Source organism: Moorena sp. SIO4G3 (assembly GCF_010692305.1).
Lineage (GTDB): Bacteria > Cyanobacteriota > Cyanobacteriia > Cyanobacteriales > Coleofasciculaceae > Moorena > Moorena producens_A.
The window spans coordinates 1-5,818 of the sequence record NZ_JAAHIG010000490.1 but is presented as its reverse complement, the minus strand read 5'-3'; the positions used below and the strand labels follow the sequence as shown (position 1 = coordinate 5,818).

Annotated in this window: 5 protein-coding genes and 1 pseudogene; 1 reads left to right on the top strand and 5 read right to left on the bottom strand. The window is 44.0% G+C overall.

What is annotated here, in order from left to right; translation table 11 throughout:
• Positions 1-267: 267 nt before the first annotated feature.
• Positions 268-1,239, top strand: a pseudogene (locus F6J99_RS40880) (transposase); the annotation flags it as partial.
• Here F6J99_RS40880 and F6J99_RS40875 read toward each other — a convergent pair.
• The 5 genes from F6J99_RS40875 to F6J99_RS40855 all read right to left on the bottom strand — a co-directional run bounded on the left by F6J99_RS40875 (position 1,204) and on the right by F6J99_RS40855 (position 5,726).
• On the bottom strand, positions 1,204-1,602 hold the full coding sequence (locus F6J99_RS40875; RefSeq protein WP_293122111.1) for a phycobiliprotein lyase: 399 nt from the start codon (positions 1,600-1,602) through the stop codon (positions 1,204-1,206). The pseudogene F6J99_RS40880 and the gene F6J99_RS40875 sit on opposite strands and share 36 nt — an antisense overlap.
• Before the next feature lie 78 nt (positions 1,603-1,680).
• On the bottom strand, positions 1,681-3,018 hold the full coding sequence (locus tag F6J99_RS40870; protein WP_293122109.1) for a transposase: 1,338 nt from the start codon (positions 3,016-3,018) through the stop codon (positions 1,681-1,683).
• A gap of 113 nt (positions 3,019-3,131) precedes the next feature.
• Positions 3,132-3,299: a phycobiliprotein lyase gene (locus F6J99_RS40865; protein ID WP_293122107.1), complete on the bottom strand. Its 168-nt coding sequence runs from the start codon at positions 3,297-3,299 to the stop codon at positions 3,132-3,134.
• 347 nt (positions 3,300-3,646) lie between these two features.
• Entirely contained in the window at positions 3,647-4,279 is a 633-nt protein-coding gene (locus tag F6J99_RS40860) for a phycobilisome protein (RefSeq protein WP_365975248.1), read from the bottom strand.
• 160 nt (positions 4,280-4,439) lie between these two features.
• Positions 4,440-5,726, bottom strand: coding sequence for a zinc ribbon domain-containing protein (locus F6J99_RS40855; RefSeq protein WP_293122104.1), 1,287 nt, complete (start codon positions 5,724-5,726; stop codon positions 4,440-4,442).
• Positions 5,727-5,818 lie beyond the last annotated feature (92 nt).

Genomic DNA, 5,818 nt, shown 5'->3' with positions numbered 1-5,818 from the left:
TCACCAAAGTTGTCACCAGCAATTACACTGGAGCCAAAAAGATACTCAGGAGCCGTGTGAGGTGAAAACTTCACGCACGGTTCTGAAGCGGAGGTGCCCTGGATAATACCAGGCATCGACCGTAACAGGCAATCCATTCAACTGTTTTACAGCAAACCCTGAGGCAGTTAGATGTTGCTTTCTCTAAGTTTTTTTGCATGAGAAACTGGATACCCGAAACCTAAGAAAAGGTCGCGGTTTAGAAGTTTTAAATATGCACCTGGTCAAGTTAAATTAAACGGTGACAGAATATACCTCCCAGGAATTGGCTGGATGGGCTTTTACAACTCTCGCCCTATTCCTGAAGGATTCACTCTAAAATCTGTAACTGTTCGTAGGAAAGCTCGCGGATGGTTTGTAAGTCTTCAAATTGAAGATAAATCAGTGCCAACTACTCCAGTAAAAGACAAAAGCGAGATTAAGCCTCAGAGGGTTAAAGGCTGTGATTTAGGCATCAATAAGCTAATCAGTATCTCTAATGGGAGAACAATAGCCAATCCAGCCAAACAAAAGTCTTTTAGGTGTAGAGAAAGACGTTTAAAACTGAGGCAGAAAGCAGCTAGTCGAAAAAGAAAAGGGTCGAATAACAGAGGGAAATCTTATGCCAGAGTAGCTTCACTCCATGAACGTATAACAAATAAGCGTAGTGCTTATCACTGGGATGTTGCCAATCAATTAGTTGATGGTACAGATGCCTTAGTGTTCGAGGACTTGAATATTAAGGCAATGAAATCTCGTTGCAAACCTAGACCCAATGAAAATGGTGGCTATGACCGCAATGGACAATCAAGAAAACGAGGTTTAAATCGCTCAATTTCTAATGCAGCTTGGGGTGAACTGGTCAAAAAGATCGAAGTCGTGGCCGCAAAGTCAGGCGTTCCGGTCGTAAAAATAAATCCCAAGCACACATCTGTTGGATGCCCAAAATGTCATCACACCAGTAAAGAAAACAGAAAAAAGGAAAAGTTCGTCTGTACTAACTGTGGTCATTACGATGATGCTGACATAAACGGGGCAGTAAACATCAAACTGCGGGGTCTCAAAAAACTGGGAATTGACCCCATCCAGCTACCTCCGGTGCGGGGGAAAGTTACGCCCATGGAGATAACAGCAACCAACGTTGTTGTGCCTGGGAATCCCCATCCCTGCGACGGGTGGGGAGGTTCAACAAGCTTTTTGTTCCACCCCAAAGCCCACTAGAACCACCTTGTCTAGGGGTTCGCTTTCTAGAGGACGCTGGTAATTAATAATTTTGCGGATTCTTAAGTTGGGATTGATCAGCGTAATGGAATCAACAGATACCACACGGGTATAGTAGGTGGTCATCAAAAGTTCTAGTTTATTGGTATCGAAGCGAAAATGAGCCACTTTAGGTTTAGCTTCTTCGTAGGCGCGATCGCGTAAATAATCTCCCTCTATAATCATTGATTCTTCGACCTTAGGGACAAAGAGCATATTCAGTTGTTGGGACACCCGTTCACCTTTTTCAGAAACTGTCTCGAAACCAAGATGATAACCACACAGGTCATTGATATTAGGTAAGTCAGGTTGCTGATTATCCATCAACACCTTAGTTTTGAGGGGAGAAGACAGGGGATGAAGCTTCCACCACCTGAACGAGGTGGTGGTGTCTTATGCTAATCATTGACTAACCGTTGCCCAAAGATCACATAGACAGGCCCAGCTTCTAGGCGGTCGTCCAGAGCTTTTGCTGGAACGACCCTCACTGCCATTTCTGCGAGTGAGTTTCAGTACACCTCTAGCACCGATGTTGTAAGCGCCATTGAGGTCGGCATTAAATCGCTTACCTGAGGGGAAGGTTGCTAGGGAGTAATTTTTTGAATCACGTTTAACCGTACCGGAACCATCGTAGGCGAGCTTAGAGGTGTAAGCCGCCACAACCTCTATTACTTTTCCTCCAAGTTCAGCCCATTTCATTTCGGTAAAATTGCGAATTTTGGCCTTCAGCCATCCATGAAACCTTTGCCGTAGGTTAGACCGTTTCCGTCCACCTTTTGGCTTCCATCCTTTAAGGTTCTCAAAGACAATAGCTTCAGAATTAAATTTTTCCGCAATCTCGACAATCCGCTTAGAAACAATATGGCCGATTTGATGGTTAATTCTTCGGCATTTTTCATAGGTCAAAGAGCAGAATCCTTTGTGAAGTTTTCCGCCTTTACCCATGGTTTTAGATGCCCGCATAGATACGGATTTTAGTCGCTTGTCCCTACGGTCTATGTCTCTCCCCGGATGAATAAATTCCTGGTGGATTACAGTGCCGCTATGAGTGACAACCGCTATTGTTGCAGTGGTGTTAATCCCCAGATCTACTGCTGTAACATTAGCTTCTGGTTTTCTTTTTTCTGGCTTACAAGTAAATGGAACAGATAAATTACAGTATCTCTCGTTGAACACCAACGAAGGAGACATCATTTTATTGCTTTCTACTAAGTGGCGCTCCCTCAATCCGGTAATCTTAACCGTAGTCCAAACCCAATCTGATCCATTGAAAACTTTTATTTCTACTTGGTTATAGCCATGTAGTTTGTAGCACTGCCCCTTGTAGAGAGCAGGGTAGCAACCAGTATCTGCATTAAGCTTCGGAGGCTTTGCATCTTTTCTGTTTCTATTTCCCGATTGCCATTCCCGATAACGAGTAACAAAACTACTCACCTGACCAGCGGAAAATGCCATCGCGGCTCGACGGTAATAGCTAGGGAACTTGTAGAAAGTTTTATTGAATTGAGGGTATTTAATATTGGGGCGCTTGGCGGAGGCGTGCATTAACTTTTCGACAGCCGGAGTTAGTTGATCCGCTGTTAATTCCCCTAAATCAGACCAGTGAGTGTAAATAATTCCAACCAAATACCGACAAGCACGGCGATACACCTTAACCGTCTCCCCTAATAGTATTTTTTGATCGGGAGTTGGGTTAAGTTGCCATTTGTCGGTTCTTATAACTTTATTTGGCGCTTTCACTGGTATAACCAATTATCCTATAGTTAATATTTTAGCTTGCAAAATATAAGACGACAATCCCTTGTTAATGTTCCTTTTTTATTCCTATTTTTGACTATTGTAATTGCCGTGGGCTAACCCCCACCTGAACGAGGTGGGGGAATGCGCCACACGCTTTGTTCAATGGTGAATTGTGTACGGGATCGCTCTACCTGCTGGTGAGTCAGATCGTGATAGGTACGTTGTGCCACCCAGGTTCCTACACAGCAATCAAAGAAGTATTTAAATTTGGATATGAACATGGTTTTGTTAATTTAAATAATTCAAAATTTTGAGTTAATTAAATAGTAAGCATTCAGCAATCAGCAGTCAGCCGTCAGCCCTGAGCCATTATAGCGCTACGCGCAAGTCAGAAGTTAGAAGTCAGAAGTCAGAAGTAAGCTATGACTAAGTTTCAGAGTTTAGGAATGTCCTAAGCTTAATGCGTAGTGCTATACCGTAGCGTGAGCCTTTGCCCAAAGCTAATAGCTAATAGTTGATAGCACCTCAAGTAGCGTGCGCCTAGCCCATAAGCTGAATCCTTACATTAACTATCATTACTATCTCGTTTAAATTTTAAATAAAATAGTTATTTTGCTAATTTATTGGTTTAGCTAAATTTTGTCAATTCATTAATTAAATGATCGAAATAGGGAGCTATTGTGTCTGGTTCAGATAATCTCTTTAAACTAGCTGCCTTTATCTGTTCTAATCCTGATACCATTGCGGGGATTGGAACTTGCATTTCTTTGTACAACAAGTTCATATAGTGCAGTCCTTCAGCACTAGTAAACTCGGTGCTACTCCCAGCAATTCCATAGGTAATACAACGGAGGAAATGCCAAAAATCTCGCCAACAGGCTTCTGCTCGTGGGGCAGGATAAAGACTACCTCCTGGTTTAGTAATATCAGGATATTGAGCCAATACGGTTTCCCGGGCTTCGGAAACAATATCAGAAGCGTTATCCCGCAAAAATTTGGCTGTATTGATTAAGGGTTCCGTATCTGGTGAACAGGCTTTAATCTGGTGCAAGTCATCATCGGTAAGATAGCGACGGTGATCATCAGCTGCCTGGAAATGCTCGATAATCTCTGGGGGATAGGAGTCTTGCCAGTTGGCAAAGCTGACAATTCTGGCTTTGGTAATTAGTTCTTTAATATAGTCGCTTAATTGAGTCGTCATGGTTGATTTTTGTTGAAGGTTGAAGGTTGAAGGTTGAAGGTTGAAGGTTGACCTTACCATCTCATCAACGCAACGGGGTGAACTAAATCTAGGTCAAACTATGCAGTATCCCTAAAAGTGTCTCATATTGCTGGTTTCATCTAACTAGGTCGCTGTTACAGAGCGTTGGTGAATTGGGGCAATTCTCCCTAGTCCGTGCTTAACCTTACCTAGCACCCCGCTAGGTGATACTGGCCTCTAACCGTAGGGCTTCTGTCTTAAACTTGGAGTTAAGCCAACCCAGGTTTAAGGCTTCAGTTACGGTTTTCCCGTCAGAGGCTAAGTACCGAACAGTGCGCAGTAACAATACTCTGCGCACGTCTGCATATTTCATCCACCGAGTAATCTCAGTGTCAGAACCGCGATGCATGATGTTCAATGCGGCATTTTGATCAGCCTGTAACACAACCCCCGTATAACGGGTAAAGCGATCTCCGCTCCGCTGACCTAGTAACGTCCCGGTTTGGCTATCAACTTGCGATGTGTATGCAGGGTTAACCGTCGTAACGACTGACCCTGTCTCTTTGGCGACTGAAACCAAAGAATCTTGTAACTCTCCCTTCATCCATTGGTTAAGCTTCCGATTGATCACTTTGGCTTGGGTCTTGTTAACAATGGGTGATGTGAGATCTTCGGCAAAGATTTGAGTAGGCTCATTGATCGCCCGTCTCAAGTCTGTACGGATTAAATTTTTGATTGTGGCTTTCTCCTGAGCCAAACGCTTTGATTTGACCTTGTAGCCTAGATTATTGAACTTTATAGTTTCAAGCTTTGCTGGTGTGCGCTGGGCATGTTGGAATAGCCGGTAACGATTGCGGTTAGTCCTACCATGCCGCAATGACTTGCGGCTGAGTAATTCCCCCAAACCCTCACCGACTGTTTCACCCGTCGATAAATAAAACGCTTCAGTATATCCCTTGTCTAACCCTATGGTCTTTACAGGCTTCTCAACAGCAGGGATGGCTTTAGTCCTGATCGTGTGAACTTCTAACCGTCCTTGGCCATTCTGGATTAATCTGATTTGACCCTTAAGGACGTGGCGACATTTCAGTTTCAGACTGACTCGCTTTCCCCGGTTTAACCCAGCTACTTGAAGTTCTACAGTGTTACGGGTTAGCCGCTTGCACTTGTAGCCATTATTTTGGTAGACAATCTGATTACGGACAAAGGTATGCCCACGCTGATACTGCTTTCGGAATATCCGATGTAACCAAGGGTCAGCCCTGGGGTCAGTCTTGAGCAGTTCTAACAATCGTTTACGCTCACTTTTGTCGGAAGTCTTACCGTAAATTTCCCTGATAATAAAGACTTTGGCCGCTTCTTGTTGAGCAGTGATCGCCTTGATTGTGTCATTGACTGCCCACTCCCAGAGCTTAGAAGGTAACCCAATCTGCTCAGGGGTCATGATGGTGCGAACAATCTTATCCGCTTTTTTATTACGGTCGATGTCCGGTATTACCCGATGCACCTCCGCTCCAAAGCCGTACGTGAAGCTTTCACCTCATACGGCTCCTAGGTTCTCCTTCAACCTTTCGGCTTGCAGTCATCTTGTGACGTGCT

Bases quoted from the DNA above. Each gene is read 5' to 3' on its own strand.
- F6J99_RS40875 (WP_293122111.1), bottom strand. From the start codon at position 1,602: ATGGATAATCAGCAACCTGACTTACCTAATATCAATGACCTGTGTGGT.
- F6J99_RS40865 (WP_293122107.1), bottom strand. From the start codon at position 3,299: ATGTTCATATCCAAATTTAAATACTTCTTTGATTGCTGTGTAGGAACC.
- F6J99_RS40860 (WP_365975248.1), bottom strand. From the start codon at position 4,279: ATGGTAAGGTCAACCTTCAACCTTCAACCTTCAACCTTCAACCTTCAA.